3 protein-coding genes are annotated in these 19,665 nt (G+C 75.9%); all 3 read right to left on the bottom strand.

Annotated features, from left to right (window positions below; genetic code table 11):
- Nucleotides 1-13,191: type I polyketide synthase (locus B5D80_RS30865; RefSeq protein ID WP_144081816.1), on the bottom strand; the 13,191-nt coding region annotated here is incomplete at its 3' end.
- A 34-nt stretch (nt 13,192-13,225) separates the two neighbouring features.
- Nucleotides 13,226-14,416: an FAD-dependent oxidoreductase gene (locus tag B5D80_RS30860; RefSeq protein ID WP_088647457.1), complete on the bottom strand. Its 1,191-nt coding sequence runs from the start codon at nt 14,414-14,416 to the stop codon at nt 13,226-13,228.
- Between the two features lie 55 nt (nt 14,417-14,471).
- Complete coding sequence (locus tag B5D80_RS30855) at nt 14,472-19,655, bottom strand: type I polyketide synthase (RefSeq protein WP_088647456.1); 5,184 nt, start codon at nt 19,653-19,655, stop codon at nt 14,472-14,474.
- Nucleotides 19,656-19,665 lie beyond the last annotated feature (10 nt).

Genomic DNA, 19,665 nt, shown 5'->3' with positions numbered 1-19,665 from the left:
ACCCGTCCCATCCGCCCCACCCGCAAACGCCTTACACCGCCCATCCACCGCCAACCCCCGCTGCCGACTGAAGTCGACGAACGGCTCCGGTGAGGACATCACGGTGACGCCCCCGGCGAGCGCGAGCCGGCACTCTCCACGCAGCAGGGACTGCGCGGCCCAGTGGATCGCCACCAGCGAGGACGAGCACGCGGTGTCGATGGTGATCGCCGGTCCCTGCAGACCGAGCGTGTACGCCACCCGGCCGGAGACCACGCTGGCGGAGTTGCCCGTGCCGAGGTAGCCCTCGACCTCCCGGGGCACGGAACGCAGCCGGGCCGCGTAGTGGCTGCCGTTGGTCCCGGCGAACACACCGGTGTCACTGCCGTGCAGGGTCAGCGGGTCGATGCCGGCGTCCTCGATGGCCTCCCAGGACGTCTCCAGCAGCAGCCGCTGCTGCGGGTCCATCGCGACCGCCTCGCGCGGCGAGACACCGAAGAAGGCCGCGTCGAACTCACCCGCGTCGTGCAGGAAACCGCCCTCCCGGACGTAGGTGGTGCCCGGGTGGTCGGGGTCCGGGTGGAACAGGGTGTCGAGGTCCCACCCCCGGTCGGTGGGGAACGGCCCCAGGGCGTCCCCGCCGCTGTCGAGCAGCGCCCAGAACTCGTCCGGGTTCCGCACACCACCGGGAAAACGGCAGCTCATGCCGATGATCGCGATGGGTTCGTCGGCCGACGCCGGACAGGCGGCAACCGGGGCGGGCGGTGGGGCCGGTGCCGCCGCGCCGGCCAGTTCGGTGTGCAGGAAGCGCGCCAGGGCCGTCGCCGTCGGGAAGTCGAAGACCAGTGTCGACGGTAGGGGCCTGCCGATGGCCGCCCGCAGGCGGTTGCGCAGTTCCACGCCGGTCAGCGAGTCGAAGCCGATCTCCTGGAAGGCCCGGTCGGGCGGGACGTCGTCCGGCCCGCCGTGGCCGAGGACCGCGGCGACCTCGGTCCGGACCAGCCGCAGCAGGGCCTCCGGAAGCTCCGCGGGCGGGGTGCCGGTCAGCAGGTCGGCTCCGTCGGCCGGGACTGCCGGCTGCGGCTGCGCACCCGGCACCAGCTCGGCGAGCAGCGGACTCGGCCGTACGGAGGTGAACCCGGCGGCGAACCGCTCCTGGTCGAGGTCGGTGACCACGGTGGTAGGCGTGCCGGCACGGACGAGCCGGGCCAGCACCTCCACCGCCCGCGCCGGGTCCATCGGTCGCACCCCGTCGCGGGCCAGCCGCTGGTCGAGGCCGTCGGCCGCGGCCATCCCGGCACCCGCCCACGGCCCCCACGCGACGGCGGTCGCGGGCAGGCCGTCAGCCCGGCGCTGCTCGGCGAGGGCGTCCAGGTAGGCGTTCGCGGCGGCGTAGTTGGCCTGCCCCGCGCCACCCACCGCACCGGCGAACGAGGAGAACAGCACGAACGCGTCCAGGTCCAGCGCCGCGGTGAGTTCGTGCAGGTGCCGGGCACCGTCCGACTTGGCGTACGCGACGCCGGCGAGCCGGTCGGGGGTGAGCGAGGTGAGCACCGCGTCGTCGAGCACCCCGGCCGTGTGCACGACCGCGGTCAACGGCCGGTCCCCGGGTACCGTCGCCAGCAGCGCGGCGACCGCCTCGCGGTCGCCCACGTCGCAGGCGGCGACGGTCACCTCGACGCCGAGCCCGGTCAGCTCGGCGTCGAGTGCGGCCGCGCCGGGGGCGGCGGCACCGGAGCGGCTGACCAGCAGCAGGTGCTCGGCGCCCTGCCCCGCGAGCCACCTGGCCACGTGGGCACCGAGGCCGCCGGTGCCCCCGGTGACCAGGATGGTGCCCCGCCCCGGCCAGGGTGACGTCGTGGCGGGCGCGGCGGGCGGCGTCGCCCGGACCAGCCGGCGGGCCACGACCCCGGAGGCCCGCACGGCGACCTGGTCCTCCCCGGTGGTTCCGGTCACCACGGCGGCCAGCCGTTGCCAGGCGCGCGGGTCCGGCACCGGCGGCAGGTCGACCACGCCACCCCACAGGTCCGGAAGTTCGAGGGCGGCGACCCGGGCCAACCCCCACACCCCGGCCTGGGCGGGATCGGCGAGCCGGTCACCGGGGCCGGTGGAGACCGCGCCGTTGGTCACCGACCAGACCGGCGCGGTGATCCCGGTGTCGGCCAGCGCCCGCAGCAGCGCCACGGTGGACGCCAGGTCCAGCAGGGACAGCACGCCCGCCACGGGGTCGTCGCCGACGGCGTCGGCCAGGTCGGCGGGGCTGCCGAGCGGCACCACCCGGGCCCCGACCGCGGTCAGTGCCGCCGTGGCGTCAGCCGTCGGTCCGGTCCCGCCGAGCAGCAACCAGGTGCCGCCGGTGTGCCCCGCGACCGGTTCCGGCAGGGGACGCCAACGCACCTGGTAGCACCACTCGTCGCCGTCGCGGACCGCGGGCGGGGTCGCGGTGGTCTGCGTCAGGGTCGTCGGCCACCAGTAGCGCCGACGTTGGAAGGCGTACGTGGGCAGCTGCACCGGCGACGCCCCGAGGCCGTCGAAGGCCCGGGACCGGTCCCAGGGGTGACCGTGGACGTGCAGCCGGGCCAGCGCGGTGGCGAACGCCAGCGCCTCGGGGCGGGACCGCCGCTGCGTCGGGACCACCGGGATCGGCTCCTCCCCGGTCAGGCAGTCGGCGACCGTCGCGGAGAGCACCGCGTCCGGGCCGATCTCGACGAAGCCGCCCACGCCCGTCGCCTCGACGGCCCGGACCGCCTCGGCGAACCGGACGGCCTCCCGCAGGTGACGGGTCCAGTAGTCGGCGGTGCGCAGGTCGTCGCCGGTGGCCGGGCGGCCGGTGAGGGTGGAGACGACCGGGATCCGGGGAGCGCCGTAGCGGACGCTCTGCGCGACGCGACGGAACTCCTCGCTGATCTCGTCCATGTGCCAGGAGTGGAAGGCGTGGCTGACCCGCAGCCGTCGGGTCCGCCGGCCACGGCCGGACCAGAGCGCGACGAGCGCGTCGACGACGTCGTGGTCGCCGGAGACCACCCCGGCCAGGGGACCGTTGACCGCCGCGACATCCGCCCCGGGCAGCAGGTCGGCGAGGATCTCCTCCTCGGTCGCCTCGATCGAGGCCATCGCCCCGGGCCGGGTGATCCGGTGCATCAACCGGCCCCGGGTCGTGATCAGCAGGGCGGCGTCGGGCAGCGAGAGCACCCCGGCCACGTGGGCGGCGGCGAACTCGCCGACGGAGTGACCGGCCAGGACGGCGGGGCGTACGCCGAGCTGGTCGAGCAGGCGGAACAGCGCCACCTCGAAGGCGAAGATCGCCGGCTGGGTGTAGCCCGTCTCGTCGATCAGCCCGGCCCCGGCCGACCCTTCCCCGGCTTCCAGCACCGCCCGCAACGGTCGGTCGAGGTGCTGGTCGAGCTGGGTCAGCACCTCGTCGAGGGCGGTGGCGAAGACGGGATACGCGGCGGCCAGTTCCCGGCCCATGCCGGGGCGTTGGCCGCCCTGCCCGCCGAACAGGAACGCCAGCGGGCCGGTCTCCTCCTCCGCGACGCCCGTCACCACCTCGGTGGTCGCCTCGCCCCGGGCGAGGGCCATCAGGCCGGCGCGGAACCCGTCGGCGTCGACGGCGGTCACGGCCGCCCGGTGCCGCAGGGTGGCGCGGGTGGTGGCCAGGGCGACGGCGACGTCGGCCGGACGGTGGGCGGGTTCGGCCGTGACGTGGGCGAGCAGGCGGCGGGCCTGGTCCCGGAGCGCGGCCGGTGTCGCCGCCGACAGCAGCCAGGGCATCGGCCGGTCCGCCCCGGTGGTCGCCGGTCGGGCGGGGGTGGGGGCGGTGTCCTGTTCGAGGATGACGTGGGCGTTGGTGCCGCTGATGCCGAACGACGAGACGGCGGCCCGGCGCGGACGACCGGTCTGCGGCCAGGGCACGGCCTCGTCGAGCAGCGTGACCGCCCCGGCGGACCAGTCGACGTGCGGGGTGGGTTCGTCCACGTGCAGCGTCCGGGGCAGCAGGCCGTGGTTCAGGGCGAGGACCATCTTGATCACCCCGGCCACGCCCGCGGCGGCCTGGGTGTGCCCGATGTTGGACTTCACCGAGCCGAGACGCAGGGGCCGCTCCGCCGGCCGGTCCTGGCCGTAGGTGGCGATCAGCGCCTGTGCCTCGATGGGGTCGCCGAGCGTGGTGGCGGTGCCGTGCGCCTCGACCACGTCGACGTCGGCACCGGTGAGCCGGGCGTTCGCCAGCGCCTGCCGGATGACGCGCTGCTGGCTCGGGCCGTTGGGCGCGGTGAGGCCGTTGGACGCGCCGTCCTGGTTGACCGCCGAGCCGCGCAGCACCGCCAGCACCGGATGGCCGTGGCGACGGGCGTCGGAGAGCCGCTCGACGAGCAGGAGTCCGGCGCCCTCGCCCCATCCGGTGCCGTCGGCGGCGGCGGCGAAGGTCTTGCACCTGCCGTCGGGGGCGAGGCCGCCCTGCCTGCTGAACTCGATGAACGCGCCCGGGGTCGACAGCACGGTGACACCGCCGGCGAGGGCCAGCTCGCACTCGCCGGCCCGCAGCGCCTGGGCGGCCAGGTGCAGGGCCACCAACGACGACGAGCAGGCGGTGTCCACGGTGAGCGCGGGGCCTTCGAGACCCAACTGGTAGGCGATGCGGCCGGACATCACGCTGGTGGCGCTGCCGGTGATCAGGTAGCCCTCGCCACCGCGTTCGGCACCCTGCATGAGGGTCACGTAGTCCTGCCCGTTGGCCCCGATGAACACGCCGGTCCGGCTGCCCCGCACCGTGGCCGGGTCGACGCCGGCGCGTTCGAACGCCTCCCAGGCCGTCTCCAGCAGGATCCGCTGCTGCGGGTCCATCGCCGTGGCCTCGCGGGGTGAGATGCCGAAGAACTCGGCGTCGAAGTCGGCGGCGTCGTAGAGGAAGGCACCGGAGCGGGTGGTCGTGGTGCCGGGGCGGCCCGGTTCCGGCGACCAGAGGTTGTCCAGGTCCCAGCCCCGGTCGGCCGGGAATCCGGCGACGGCGTCGGTCCCGGCGACCAGCACCTGCCAGAGTTCCTCCGGTGACCGCACCCCGGCCGGGAAGCGGCAGCTCATGGCGACGATGGCGACCGGTTCCGCGGCGTCCGGCACGGCGGCCGGCGCGGCGTCGCCTGCCTGTTCGCCGAGCAGCAGGCCGAGCAGGTGGGAGGTGAGCGCCTCCCCGGTCGGGTGGTCGAACACCAGGGTGCTGCCCAGTTGCAGCCCGGTGGCCGCCCGCAGGCGGTTGCGTAGCTGCACCCCGGTCAGCGAGTCGAAGCCCAGGTCCTTGAACGGGCGCAGGAGTGACAGCCGGCGGGGCGAGTCGTGTCCGAGCACGGCGGCCGCCTGGGTCCGGACCAGGTCCTCGACGCTGGCCCGGCGCTCGGCCGGCGGCAGCGCGGCGAGTTGCCGGGCCAGCTCCGAGCCGCCCCCGGCGGGGCCGGTGGCACCGGCCGCCGCGGTCCGCCGTACCCGCGTGCCCACGAGGTCCCGCAGCACCGCCGGAAGGGTCTGGGCGAGCGCCAGGTCGCGCAGCTCGGGCAGGTCGAAGTCCGCGGCCACCAGGACCGGCTCGCCGGTGGCGCGGGCCGCGCGCAACAGGGCGAGACCGTGCCCGTCGGACAGGGGCGCGATCCCCCCGCCCCCGATCCGGCGCAGGTCCGCCTCGGCGATATGGGCGGTCATCTCGCTGCGGGCGGCCCACAGGCCCCACGACACCGCGAGCGCGGGACGGCCCTGCCGGTGGCGGTGCCGGGCCAGGGCGTCGAGGACGGCGTTCGCGGCGGCGTAGTTGGCCTGTCCCGCGGTGCCGACCGTGCCCGCGATCGAGGAGAAGAGGATGAACTCCCGCAGCTCCTGCCCGGCGGTCAGGTCGTGCAGGTGGAGGGCGCCGTCGACCTTGCCACGCAGCACCGGGTCGATCCGGGCGGGGGTCAGCGCGCCGACGAGCCCGTCGTCGAGGGCGCCTGCGGCGTGCACCACCACGGCCAGGGGATGCTCGGCCGGGATGCGTTCGATCGCCGCGGCCAGGGCGTCGCGGTCCCCGGCATCGGCGGCGACGACGGTGACCCCGACACCGGCGGCGGTGAGATCGTCGGCCAGTTCCCGCGCACCGGGGGCGTCGGCACCGGCGCGGCTGACCAGCAGCAGATGGTCGACGTCACCGTGCTCGGCCAGGTCCCGGGCCACCAACCGACCGAGCGCGCCGGTGGCCCCGGTGATCAGCGCCGTACCACCGGTGCGGGTCGGTCCGCCGGTGGTCGGGGCGGCCGGGTTCCGGACGAGGCGGGGCACGCTCGCCGTGGCACCGCGGAGGGCGAGCTGTGGCTCACCGGTGTCCACGGCGGCGCGCAGCACGGCCACCGATCCGGGGTCGTCGTCGAGGTCCACGAGCACGAACCGGCCCGGCTCCTCGGACTGCGCCGACCGGACCAGGCCCCACACCGCGGCACCGGGCAGGTCGCCCCCGTTCGCGTCGTGGGTGCACACCACCAGCCTGGCCCGGGAGGTCCGCCCGTCGGCCAGCCACGCCTGGACGAGGCGCAGCACCCCGTGGGTGGCGGTGCGGACGGCCTCGGCGACGCCGGTGGCGGCGGAGGGTGCGACGTCGACCGCGACGACGTCGGGCAGGTCGGCCCGGGGGTCGGCCAGCAGGGTCGACACCTCGTCGACCGACCGGACGGCGAGTCGTCCTGCGGGCGGCAGCGCCGGCAGGGTGGTCCAGGCGAGCTGGTACAACTCCCGGGGTACGACCGCTGCCGCACCCGGGACGCTTCCGGGCGCGGCCAACCGGACCGTCTCGGCCGTGAGCACGGGTGCCCCGGTGACGTCGGCGGCGACCAGGGCGATCGTGTCGTCCCCGCCCGGCGTGACCCGGACCCGCAGCTCGGTCGCGCCGGTGGCGTACAGGCTCACCCCGTGCCAGCCGACCGGTACCCGGTCGCGCCCCGCCGCCGACACCTGCCGGGCGGCCGTGAGCAGGGCCGGGTGGATGCCGAAGCCCGCCGTGGGCTCCCGTAGCCGGATCGTGGCCCAGACCGTGTCCCCCCGGGTCCACACCTGCGACGGGCCGTCGTCGGTGCCGGGGGTCGGTGCCTCGACGGCACCCGCCGGTGGCCAGTCCGCCAGGTCCGGCGACGGCACCGGGCCGAGCCGGCGGCCGACGGTGCCGTGGGCGTGGCGGGTCCACGGGTGCCCGGCGGCGGGGTCCTGCGCACGCGCGAAGATCTCCACCTGGCGCTCCCCCGCCGGTCCGGGCTCACCCACCGTCACCTGGATCTGGGTGCCGTCCCGCGCGGACAGCAGCAGGGGGACGTCGACCGTGAGGTCGTCGATCCGGTCGCAGTCGGCCTCGTCGGCCCCGCGCAGGGCGAGTTCGACGAGCACCTCGGCGGGCACCGGGTCCGGTGCGACGGGCAGCCAGGGGTGGGTGGCCGCCGAGAGCCGGCCGGTGAGCAGCACACCCTGCCCGCCGGCCCGGTCGACGGCCGCGCCGAGCAGGGGGTGATCGGCGGGGGTCAGCCCGAGCGCGACGGGGTCGCCGGTGTCCGGTTCCGGCAGCAGCCAGTAGTCGCGCTGCTGGAAGGCGTAGGTCGGCAGGTCGACCCGGCGGGCCCCGGGTTCGCCGCCCCGGGCCCAGTCCACCTCGACTCCGGCGACGTACGCCTCGGCCAGCGCGGCCACCATCCGGGGCAGCCCGCCGTCGTCGCGGCGCAGGGTGTCCAGCACCAGGCCGTGCACCCCGACGTCGTCCAGCACCGACTCGATCGAGGCGTGCAGCACCGGGTGGGTGCTGACCTCCAGGAACGCGGTGACCTGATCGGCGGCCAACGCCCGGATGGCCGGCTCGAACTCCACGATCTGCCGCATGTTGCGGTACCAGTAGTCGTGATCGAGAGTGCCGGTGTCGCACCGCGCGCCGGTCACCGTCGAGTAGAAGGCGATCGGCGCGGCGGTCGGCGCGACCGGCGCCAGCACGTCCAGCAGGTGGGTGCGCAGCGCGTCGACCTGTGGCGAGTGGGCGGCGGTGTCGATGCCCCGGATCCGCCGGGCCCGGATGCCGTCGGCGTCGAGGCTCGCCTCCAGCTCGGTCAGCGCCTCGCGGTCGCCGGAGACCGTCACGGCCGTCGGCCCGTTGATCGCCGCGATGGACAGTCGGCCGTCCCACCGCCGCAGCCGGTCCGCCAGTTCCGGTCGGGGCGCCAGGACCGACGTCATGCCCCCCTTCCCGGCCAGGGTCTGCCCGGCCTGGCTGCGCAGCGCGATGATCCGGGCGGCGTCGCGCAGGGTCAACCCCCCGGCGACGTACGCCGCGGCGATCTCGCCCTGGCTGTGCCCGACCACGGCGACCGGTTCGACGCCGTACGCGCGCCACAGGGCCGCGAGCGACACCATCGTGGTGAACAGCGCGGGCTGGACCACGTCGATGCGCTCCAGGGAGGGTGCGCCCGGCGCGCCACCGAGCACCTCCAGCACGGACCAGTCCTGGAACTCGCGCAGTGCCGCGTCGCAGCGCCGCACGCTGTCGCGGAACACCGGGGAGGTCTCCAGCAGCTCCGCCACCATCCCCGGCCACTGGGTGCCCTGGCCGGGGAAGACGAAGGCCACCCGGGGGCGGCCCGCCGCGACGCCGGTCGTCACGCCCGGTGACGTGGCACCGTCGGCGACGGCCCTGAGCCGGTCGAGCAGTTCGGTGCGGTTGAGCCCGTGCACGACCGCCCGGTGCTCCAGCGGTGCCCGGGTGGTGGCGAGCGACCAGCCGACGTCCCGGGGGCGCAGGTCGTCGTGCCGGTCGACGTGCCCGGCCAGGCGGGCCGCCTGTGCCCGCAGCGCCTCCTCGGACCGCCCGGACAGCGGCCAGGCGATCGGGGTGGTCGCCGGCCCGGACGGCTCCGCCGGGCCGGTGGGCGGCCCGGCCGGGGCGGCCTCGACGATGACGTGCGCGTTGGTGCCGCTGAGCCCGAACGAGGAGACACCCGCCCGCCGCGCGCGGTCGGTCACCGGCCACGGCACGGGGTGCGGGAGCAGCGTGACGGTGCCGGCCGACCAGTCCACGTGCGGGGTGGGCGCGTCGTGGTGCAGGGTCTTCGGCAGGATGCCGTACCGCATCGCCATGACCATCTTGATCACCCCGGCGACTCCCGCCGCGGCCTGGGTGTGCCCGATGTTCGCCTTGACCGAGCCGAGCAGCAGCGGCCGGTCCGCCGGCCGGTCCCGGCCGTACGCGGCGATGAGCGCCTGCGCCTCGATGGGGTCACCGAGGCGGGTGCCGGTGCCGTGCGCCTCGACGGCGTCGACCTCGGCGGGGGTCAGGTGGGCGTCGGCGAGCGCCTGCCGGATCACCCGGGTCTGTGCGGGGCCGCTGGGCGCGGTCAGGCCGTTGCTGGCACCGTCCTGGTTGACCGCCGACCCGCGCAGCACCGCCAGGACCGGGTGACCGTTGCGCTGGGCGTCCGCGAGTCGTTCCAGCACGAGCAGACCCGCCCCCTCGCCCCAGGCGGTGCCGTCGGCGGCGGCGGCGAACGGCTTGCACCGGCCGTCCGCGGCGAGCGCCCGCTGGCGGCTGAACTCGAGGAACGGGTCGGGGGTCGCCATGACCGCCACCCCACCGGCCAGCGCGAGCGTGCACTCGCCCCGGCGCAGGGCCTGGGCGGCCAGGTGCACCGCCACCAACGACGAGGAACACGCCGTGTCTACGGTCAGCGCCGGCCCCTCCAGGCCGAACGTGTAGGCGATCCGCCCGGACAGCACACTGCCCGCGGTGCCGGCGGTCAGCAGTCCCTCCATGTCCTCGGGGATCCGGCCGAGCCGGGTGGCGTAGTCGTGGAACATCGCGCCCGCGAACACGCCGACCCGGCTGCCGCGCAGCCCGCGCGGGTTGATCCCGGCCCGTTCGAACGCCTCCCAGGAGATCTCCAGCAGCAGCCGCTGCTGGGGGTCGGTGGCGAGCGCCTCGCGCGGCGAGATGCCGAACAGTTCGGCGTCGAAGGCGGCGGCCGAGTCCAGGAAGCCGCCGGTGCGTACGTAGCTGGTGCCGGGCCGGTCGGGGTCGGGGTCGTAGAGCCGGTCCAGGTCCCAGCCCCGGTCGGTGGGGAAACCCCCCATCGCGTCCCGGCCGTCGGTGAGGAGTTCCCAGAGCTGTTCCGGTGAGTCGATGCCGCCGGGATACCGGCAGCTCATGGCGACGATGGCGATCGGCTCCGCCGGGTCGGACGGCGGGCCGGGCGGCGGGGCGTCCCCGGCGGGGTCCACCGGGCCGGACAGTTCCGCCGTCAGGTGCCGGGCGAGCGCCGCCGGCGACGGGTGGTCGAAGGCCACCGTCACCGCTAGTCGCTGTCCGGTCGCGGCGACGAGCCGGTTGCGCAGTTCGACGGAGGTGGTGGAGGTGACGCCGAGGTCCTTGAAGGTCCGCTCCGGTGGCACCTGGGCGTCGGCCGGGAGCCCCAGTACGGCGGCCACCTCGGTCAGCACGATGTGCAGCAGTTGCGGCTCACGCTGCGGACCCGGCAGGCCGCGCAGCCGCTGCGCCAGTGCGTCGGAGCCGGCCGGCGGGACCAGCCCCCGCAGCACCGACGGCGTCCGGGCCGGATCGCCGAGCCCGTCGGTGTCGAGCTGGACGAGCAGCAGTTCCGGCTGGTCGGCCAGCATGGCGACGGAGAACAGTCCAAGCGCCTGCGGGGGCGTCAACAGGCCGCAGCCGTCCGGCCAGCCGGTGGGGTCCTCCGTGGACACCGGACCCCAGGCGAGGTTCACCGTGGGCAGGCCGCGCGACCGGCGGTGGTGGGCCAGGGCGGTGCAGAAGCCGGCGGTCGCGGCCCGCAGCGGGGTGTCCCGTACGCCGAGGGCGGCTGCCGCCGTCGTGAACAGCACGAGCGCGGGAGCGTCCGCCCCGGCGGTGGCGAGGTGCAGGTGCCACGCCCCTTCGGGGTCCTCGTCGGCCGAGGTGTGCACCACGGCCGCCAACGGCTGCCGGTCGCGCACCGCGGCGAGGGCCGCGGTCAGCGCCCCGGGATCGTCCAGGCCGGCCGGGAGCACGGTCACCTCGACGCCGAGGCCGGCCAGCAGGTCGGTCAGGCCGTCGGGTGCGGTGGTCACGATCAGGCGGCGGACCGCGTGCCGGGTGGCGAGGCGCAGCGCGATGCCCCGGGGACGGGCCCCGGCGACCAGCACCACGGCGTCCGGGTCGAATGCCGGTACGCCGTCGGCGGCGGCGCGGGCCAGCCGGGGCACGTACACCTTCCCGGCGCGTACGGCCAGGCGGTGCTCACCGCCCCGACCGGCGACGGCGGCCGGTGTCGCCGTCGGCTCGTCGACGTCGAGCAGGGTCACGCGGTCCGGGTCGGCGGCGGCCATGGCGGCGGCCATGGCGTGCACCGCGGCGGCGGTGGGTTCCGGCACCTCACCGGGGCGGACGGCGATCGCGCCCCGGGTCACCACGACCACCGGGCCGGTGCCGGCGAGTACTTCCTCCAGGAGTCCGGCGGCGTGCCCGACCGCGTCGCGCAGCCGCCCGGGATCGGGGACGGGGGTGAGGTCCACCACGGCCGCCGCGGTCCGGTCCGTGCCGTCGGCGTCGGTGGCCGGGGCGGTGTCGGCGTCGGCGTCGGCGGCCGGGTCGGTGTCGGCGGGTACCCAGTCGAGGCGGAACAGCGCCTCGTGGCGGCCCGGCACGCCGAGCAGTCGCGCCGGGGTCTCGGCCAACCGGTGTCGGATGATCTTCCCGGAGGCGGTCCGGGGGATCTCCGGCACCGCGTAGAGGGCGACCGGCAGTTTGTAGTACGAGAGCCGGGCCCGCAGGGCGGTGAAGGCGGCCGGCACGTCGAAGGGCCGGGCCGCATCGAGGACCAGGTAGCCGACGGGCTGCTCGCCCAGCACCTCGTCGGGCTCACCGGCCGTCGCCGCGTCGGTCACCCCGGCGAGTTCCCGCAGCGCCTCGTCGACCTCGCCGGGGTGGATGTTCTCACCACCCCGGATGATCAGTTCCTTGATCCGGCCACTGATCGTCAGGTGCCCGGCCTCGTCCCGGCGGGCCAGGTCACCGGTGCGGTACCAGCCGTCGCGCAGCGCCGCGGCCGTGGCCTCCGGCTGGTCGTGGTACCCGAGCATCACGCTCGGGCCACGGACCCACACCTCGCCCTGGGCACCCGGGGGCACGTCCGCGCCGGTGTCGGGGTCGACGAGCCGGACGTCGAGGCCGGGCACCGGCAACCCGCACGAGCCGTCGGGCACGGGGGCGTCCGGCGGGGACATGGTGATGGCACCACAGGTCTCGGTGCTTCCGTAGCTGTCGGACAGCCGTACGCCCACCGCCTCCAGGAACGCAGCGCGCAGGCCGGGGCTGGCCACCGCGCCGGTGCACAGGCAGGCGCGCAGGCCGTCCACCCGTACCGCGTCGCGTCGGGCCCGCTGGGCCAGGTGGTGGTACATCGTCGGAACACCGACCAGCACGGTGTACCCGCCCTCGGCCAGTTCGGCGGTGACCTGCTCGGCGGAGAACCCGGGGAGGATACGCGCCGACGCGCCGACCGCGGTCACCCCGACGACCGCGACGATGTGCGACAGGCTGTGGAACAACGGCAGCGGCCACAGCAGACGGTCGTCGGCGTGCAGGCCCAGCAGCGGCTCGTAGCACGAGCGGATCGACCACAGGCAGCTGCGCTGGGTCGACAGCACCCCCTTGGGGCGACCGGTGGTCCCCGACGTGTAGAGCATCCAGGCCACCTCGTCCAACCCGAGGTCGTCCCGGGCCGGACGGTCCGGTTCGCTGGTGGCGAGCCGGTCGAGGGCCAGCGCACCGGACTGCCCGGGGCCGCCGGCCAGCACGGTCACCCCCGGGGGCAGCACCGCGCGCACCTCGTCGGCGCGGGCCGCGTCGACCACCACCAGCCGGGCGCCGCTGTCCGACACGAGGTAGCCGAGCTCGTCGGCCGTGGCCAGCGGGCTCACCGGCACACCGACCCCGGCCGCCCGCAGCACCGCGAGGTAGCCCTCGACCTGCTCGACCCTGTTGCCGAGCATCAGCACCACCCGGTCGCCCCGGGCCACGCCCAGCGCGGCGAAGTGGCCGGCGAGCCGGCCGGTGCGTCGCTCGAGGTCCCGGTAACCGACCCCCCTGGAGTCGTCGCGGTAGGCCACCTTGTCGGGGAACCGCTCGGCGTGCTCCGACAGCAACTCCACCAGCGGGCGGATCGGCGCGGGGTGCGGCACCTGGTTCTCGCTTTCGTCGTGGTGTGAGCGGGGGTCAGCGCACGTCGTCGTTGAGGAAGCTGCTGCCGCGCAGGATGTTGGCGCGCAGCATCTTCGTGCCGTCCAGGCCCCTGCGGGTGCGGCGCAGGAGCAGCAGCAGCGGGTTGACGCGCTGCATCATCTTGGCGGTGGAGTGGATCCGCTTGGCCCGGGGACGGCGGGCCCGTTCGTAGCGGCGCAGCGCGGCGGCCGGGTCGTCACCGGTGGCGGTCACCCGGCTGAGCACCCAGGCATCCTCGAGCGCCTGGTTGACGCCCATCCCGACCCGGGGTGGCACCACGTGCGCGGCATCGCCGACGAGGGTGATCCGGCCCCGGCCCCACGGCCCGTCGACCCGGTGGAGCAGGTGCGGTGCCACGCCGATGTCGTCCTCGCCGATCGCGTCGAGCAGCTCCCGCACCGGTGCCGCCCAGGTCCCGAAGTCCTTGCGCAGGGCGGCGAGGCGGGAACCGGCGCGCGGTCGCTCGCTCGCGTCGGCCGCCTCCCGGCCGGCGGGGAGGTGTTGGAGCGCCCCCTGCCACGGCACCTCGAACGCCCAGTGGATCAGGCCCTCCCCCACCGGGTGGATCGTGCAGAGCCCGACCCTGCCGTAGTAGGTGGGCACCACGTGCTCGGATTCCAGCCGGATCGGCACCTTGGTGGTGCCGTGCCACGAGGCGAGGCCCATGGCGCGGGGCAGGACGTCACCGAACAGGTGTCGCCGGACCACGGAGCGGTACCCGTCCGCGCCGATGAGCAGGTCCGCGGTGCACGTGGTGCCGTCGGAGAAGTGGGCCACGACGTGGGCGTCGCGGCCGGTCCCGACCTCCTCGATCCGGATGCACCGCTTGTCGAACCGCAGGGTGCCCGGCGGCAGCACCTCCACCGCGCGTTCCATGACCCGGCCGCGCATCACGCCCAGGCCGGGCGTGCCCAGCTCGTCGGCGATCCGGGCCATGTCGGTGCGCATCAACGGACGACCGTCGTACGACCACACGTCGGCGGCGTCGATGCGGCGGCCCAGCCCGTCCAACCGCAGCCCGAGGTCCTTCATGATCCCGGTGCCGTTGTGCCAGACCATCACGCCGTTGCCGCCGTCGCGCAGCTCCGGGGCGCGCTCGAACACCTGCACGTCGTGTCCGGCCCGGGCCAGGCCGACCGCCGTGAGCGTTCCGCTGACGCCGGCACCGATGATGACCACCTTCATCGTGTCTCTCCCAGGGCTCGACCGGTCCGCACGCCACCGCGGCGTGCCCGGTGGATCAGGACTGCGGTGTGCCCATCGCCCGCTGGACCAGCGCGGCGACGTCAAGCTCGTCGATGGCGTCGACGTCACCGGCCGGTCCGTCGTCCGCACCGTCGTGCTCCGGTTGGTCGGCGAGGCGCAGGACGGCGTCGTAGAGGCCGGCCTGCCGGAACCGCTGCACCGGGACGGTCGTCAGCAGGCGACGGAACTCGGCCTCGACCGGGTCCTCGTCCGGGGTCGTCGGCTCCGGCTGCAACTCCCGGTCCAGCATCGCGGCGAGGGCGGCGGGGCTGGGGTTGTCGAAGATGAGGGTCGCCGGGAGGCGCAGTCCCGTCGCGGTGTTCAGCCGGTTGCGCAGCTCCACCGCGGTCAGCGAGTCGAATCCCAGGTCCTTGAAGGCGCGGTCGGCGTCGATCTCACCGGCGTCGCCGTGGCCGAGCACCGCGGCGGCGGAGCCACGGACCAGTTCCAACAGCGCGCGGGCGCGGTCGGCCGGGGCCAGCGCGAGATAGTGCTGGGCCGGGGCGTCGACGTCGGTGGCGGCCCGTGCCGTCGGCCTGGCCGCCACCGGCCCGACGAGCCCCCGCAGCAGGGCGGGCACGACACCGTCACCTGTCGCGTCCCGCAGTGCCCTCCGGTCGACGCGCATCGGCGCCAGGACCGGGTCGGCGAGCCGCAGCGCCGCGTCCCACAGCCGCAGTCCCTCGTCGCTGCCCAGCGGCACCACGCCGCCCCGGGCCATCCGGTCGAGGTCGGTGTCGCCGAGATGCCCGGTCATGGTGCTGCGCTGCGCCCACAGGCTCCACGCCAGGGAGACGGCGGGCAGACCGGCCGACCGTCGGCGCACGGCCAGCGCGTCCAGGAAGGTGTTCGCGGCGGCGTAGTTCCCCTGGCCGGGAGCGCCCAGCAGACCGGCCGCCGAGGAGAACAGCACGAACGCCATGAGGTCCCGGTCGCGGGTCAGCTCGTCGAGGTTCGCCGCCACGTCCACCTTGGCCCGCAGCACCTCGTCGAAGTCGGACGGACCCAGGGAACCGACCAACCCGTCGTGCAGGACCCCGGCGGCGTGCACCACGCCGGTGAGGGGACGGTCGGCCGGCACGGTGGCCAGGAGGCCGGCGAGCGCCGTGCGGTCGGCGGCGTCGCAGGCGGCGACGGTCGCGCTCGCGCCCCGGGCGGCGAGGTCGGCGACCAGTTCCCGCGCCCCGGGGGCGTCCGGCCCGGAACGGCTGACCAGGAGCAGGTCCCGGACCCCCTGGTCGGCGAGGTGGCGGGCGAGCAGCCGGCCCAGGGTGCCGGTGCCGCCGGTGACCAGGACGGTGCCGTGCCGGTCCCAGGGTTGCGGCACGGTCAGCACGACCTTGCCGGAGTACTGGGCGCGGCTGATCCGGCGGAACGCCTCCGGCGCCTCGCGGACGTCCCAGACGTGGGTGGGCAACAGGTGCAGGGTGCCGTCGGCGAACAGAAGCATCAGTTCGGTGAGCATCTGCTGGATCCGGTCGGGGCCGGCCTCCACCAGGTCGAAGGCGCGGTAGCGCGCGCCGGCGTGGGCGGTGGCGACCGCGTCGGGGTCGCGCACGTCGGTCTTGCCCATCTCCACGAACCGCCCGCCGGGGCCGAGCAGGCCCAGCGACGCGTCGACGAACTCTCCGGCGAGACTGTTGAGCACCACGTCCATCCGGGCCGGGAAGCGGGTGGCGAACGACAGGTCGCGGGAGTTGCCGATGTGGTCCTCCGGCAGGCCCTGGGCGCGCAGCACCTCCCACTTCCCGGCGCTGGCCGTGCCGTAGACCTCGGCGTCGAGATGCCGGGCCAGTTGCACGGCGGCCATGCCGACACCACCGGCGGCGGCGTGCACCAGCAGCCGCTCCCCGCTGCGCAACCCGGCAAGGTCGTGCAGCGCGTACCAGGCGGTGAGGAACACGATCGGCATGGACGCGGCCTCGGTGAACGACCAGTCGGCGGGCACCCTGGTCAGCATCCGCTGGTCCGTGACGGCCAGCGGGCCGAACGCTCCGGTGAACAGGCCGGTCACCCGGTCACCCGGGGACAGTCCGGTGACCTCCGCGCCCACCTCCAGGACGACGCCGGCGGCCTCACTGCCGAGCAGCGCCGGATCGGGGTACATGCCGAGCGTGATCAGCACGTCCCGGAAGTTGACCCCGGCGGCACGGACGGCGACCCGGACCTCACCCGGGGCCAGCGGCGCGGCGCACTCCGGCCGGGACACCAGGGCCAGGGCGTCGAGGGAGCCGCTGCCGGGGGCCTCCAGCCGCCACGGGCCGACCACGGTGGGCGTCCGCAGGCGGGCCCGCGCGGCGACCGGCCGGAGCTGCGGCGTCAGGGCCGTCCCGCCACGGACCGCGAGTTCGACATGGTCCGTGCCGGCCAGGGCGGCCAGCAGGGGGTACGGGACGTCCCCGTCGGTGTCGATCAGGACGATCCGGTCGGGGTTCTCCGACTGGGCGGTGCGGACCAGGCCGTGTACCGCCGCGTGGGAGAGGTCGCGCAGCTCGTCGCGGTGCAGGGCCGCGACCGCGCCCCGGGTGACGACGACCAGCCGGGACCGGTCGAGCCGGCGCTCGGCGAGCAGGGCGGCGAGCGGGGCGTGCACGCCCAGCACGACGGCGCGTACGGCAGCCGGGGTGTCACCGGCGGCGGCCGGGCAGAAGACGATCACCAGCTCCGGGGCCGGGGTGCCCGCGTCGAGCGCGGCGCGCAGCGCGTCCGGGTCGGGGTAGACCGGTCCGGGCGCCGCGTCGACGTCGGACGGGCCGACGACGACCCACCTGTCGGTGGCGGCCGGGACGGGTGGCGTCGTCACCGGGGTCCAGTCGACGGTGTACAGGTCGTCGTCGACGTCGGTGTCCTGGCCGTCGTCGACTGCGCGCAGGGTCAGCGAGTCGACCGACACCACGGGCGCGCCGCTCGGATCGACCGCGCCGAGGCGCAGCGTCCCGGGCGCAGGGGAGGTCAGGCGGACCCGCAACGCCGCCGCGCCGGTGGCGTGCACCCGTACGCCGCCGAAGGTCCAGGGCAGCCGGGCGGCACCGTCGGCTGGCAGCAGACCACCGGCTCCGGCGGCGTGCAGGGCGGCGTCGAGCAGGGCCGGGTGCAGGAGGTAGTCGCCCGCGGCGGTTCCGGCGTCGGCGGGCAGGGTCACCTCGGCGTAGACCGCGTCGGCGGCGCGCCACACCCGACGCAGACCGCGGAAGGAGGGGCCGTACTCGAGCCCCCGCGCGGCCAACCCGGCGTAGGTGTCGGCGAGATCCACCGCCGTCGCATCCGGTGGTGGCCACTGCCCGAACGCGGCGTCGGGGGTGACGGCGGTGGTGGCGAGGCCGAGCAGTCCTTCGGCGTGCCGGTCCCACCGGTCGCGTCCGGTGGGGCGGGAGTACACCGCGACGGTCCAGCGGCCAGCCTCCGGCGTGGCGTCGACGTGCACCTGAACCTGCACCGGTCCGGTGGCGGGCAGCACCAGCGGGGCCTGTAGGACCAGCTCCTCCACGACGGTGCCGCCCACCTCGTCGCCCGCCCGGCCGAGCAGTTCGAGGAAGCCGGTCCCCGGCAGCAGCACCCGGCCGCCGACCCGGTGGTCGGCCAGCCAGGGTTGCGTGTCGAGGGCGAGCCGGCCGGTCAGCACCACCCCGTCGGCGTCGGCGAGCGGCAGGGCCGCGCCGAGCAGCGGATGCGCCGCGGCGACGAGGCCGGCCGCCCCGACGTCGCCGGCCCCGCGGGGGCGGTCCGGCCAGAACCGGCGGCGCTGGAACGGGTACGTGGGCAGGCTGATCCGGCGCGCGCCCTCGAACGCGGTGGACACGTCGACCGGCACCCCGCGGACGAACGCCTCGCCGAGCTGCCGGTAGAGCCGTGCGGGGCCGCCCTCGTCGCGGCGCAGGGTGGCGACGACGGCCACGTCGGCCCCGGCCTGCTGCACCGTGTCCTCGATGCTGAGGGTGAGCACCGCGTGCGGGCTGACCTCGACGAAGGCGTCGTACCCGGCGGCGACGAGCGCGTCGACCGCCGGCGCGAACTCGACGGTGTCGCGCAGGTTGCGGAACCAGTAGTCCGCGTCCAGTTCCCGGTGGTCCCGGAAATCCGCGGTGACGGTGGAGAAGAACCGGACCGGTCCCTGCTGCGGGACGACGGGCGCGGCCAGTTCGGCCAACTCGGCACGGAGCGCGTCCACCTGGGGCGAGTGCGAGGCGTAGTCGACGGGGATCACCCGGACCCGGACCCCCTCGGCCTCGCAGGCGTCCCGCAGCCGGTGCAGGGGGGCCACCGGGCCGGAGACCACGGTCGCGGACGGCCCGTTGACGGCCGCGACGGACAGGTCGAGGCCGTCGCGGGCGATCCGCTCGCGGACCTCGGCCTCGGGCAGCGCCAGCGACACCATGCCGCCCTGGCCGGCGAGCCGACGCAGGGCCCGGGAGCGCAGGGCGACGAGGCGGGCCGCGTCCGGCAGGGACAGCGCCCCGGCGACGCAGGCCGCGGCGATCTCGCCCTGGCTGTGCCCGAGGACGGCCGCCGGGGTGACGCCGTGCGCGCGCCACACCTCCGCCAGCGACACCATCATCGAGAACAGCGCCGGCTGGACGACGTCCACGTCGTCCAGGGTGGGTGCGCCCGGCTCGCCGGTGAGGACGTCCAGCAGGGACCAGTCGACGTACGGGGCGAGCGCGTCGGCGCACTCGCCCAGGCGCTTGGCGAAGACGGGTGAGGTCCGCAGCAGCTCCCGGGCCATGCCGGGCCACTGGGAGCCCTGTCCGGGGAACACGAACACCACCCGGTCGCGCAGGCCCGCGGCGGTGCCGGTCACGACGTCGGGGCTGGGCTCGCCGGCGGCCAGCGCGTCGAGCCCGGTGCGGGCGGTCCCGGTGCCGTGCGCCACCACGACGGCGCGGGACGGCAGCGGACTGCGGGTGGTGGCCAGGGAGTATCCGAGGTCGACGTCGTCGACGTCGGGCAGCGCGGCGAGCCGGGCGGCGAGCGCGCGCAGCGCGGGCCCGGTGCGGGCGGAGAGCAGCAGCGGCACCGCGGGGGGCCGCTCGGTCCGGCGTTCGGCGGCCGGTTCGGGTTCGTCGGGTGCCTCCTCGATGATCACATGAGCATTCGTCCCGCTCATGCCGAAGGAGGAAACGCCGGCACGACGCGGACGACCACCCCGCACCCACGGCCGCGCCCGCGTCAACAACCGCACCCCACCCGAC

This window comes from Micromonospora wenchangensis, assembly GCF_002210435.1.
Taxonomy (GTDB): domain Bacteria; phylum Actinomycetota; class Actinomycetes; order Mycobacteriales; family Micromonosporaceae; genus Micromonospora; species Micromonospora wenchangensis.
The sequence above is the reverse complement of the archived record's forward strand: the minus strand, read 5'-3'. Positions and strand labels throughout refer to the sequence as shown.